The organism is Bradyrhizobium sp. CFUWI (genome assembly GCF_056429085.1).
The window spans coordinates 1-404 of sequence record NZ_JBWJZE010000276.1 but is presented as its reverse complement, the minus strand read 5'-3'; the positions used below and the strand labels follow the sequence as shown (position 1 = coordinate 404).

Below are 404 nucleotides of genomic sequence, written 5' to 3'. Positions count from 1 at the left end.
GCGCCATGACAGCGAACCCGATGGCGAACAGCGCCACGCCCGCGAGCGTGATGCCGGCCAGCAGCATCTGCAGATGGCGGTAGAAGGCGAGCACTTCGTCGAGCGAGCGCAGCAGCAGCACGCTCGCCTTGCCGTTGACGGTGTCGAGCGGCACGGCGCGCACCAGCACGGGGCCTTCGTCCGTCTCGATCTCGCCGCCGCCCGTGAATCCCGCCAGCCGCTCCCGCTCGCCCGCGGGCAGCGTGCTGACCGGCACGTGCACGCCGCCGTCGGCGGTATGCACCGCGATGGCCACATCCACCGACTGCAGCTGTCGCATCTCCGCAGCCAGCGCCTGGCCGACCGGGAATCCCATGAGCACCCAGCCGATCACGAGCGGCGCGCGCAGCGGCACCGTCACGAAC

Annotated in this window: 1 protein-coding gene; it reads right to left on the bottom strand. The window is 71.5% G+C overall.

What is annotated here, in order from left to right; all coding sequences use genetic code 11:
- The coding region (locus AC066S_RS39785; RefSeq protein WP_478272060.1) for a hypothetical protein at positions 1-404 on the bottom strand (404 nt) is incomplete at both ends.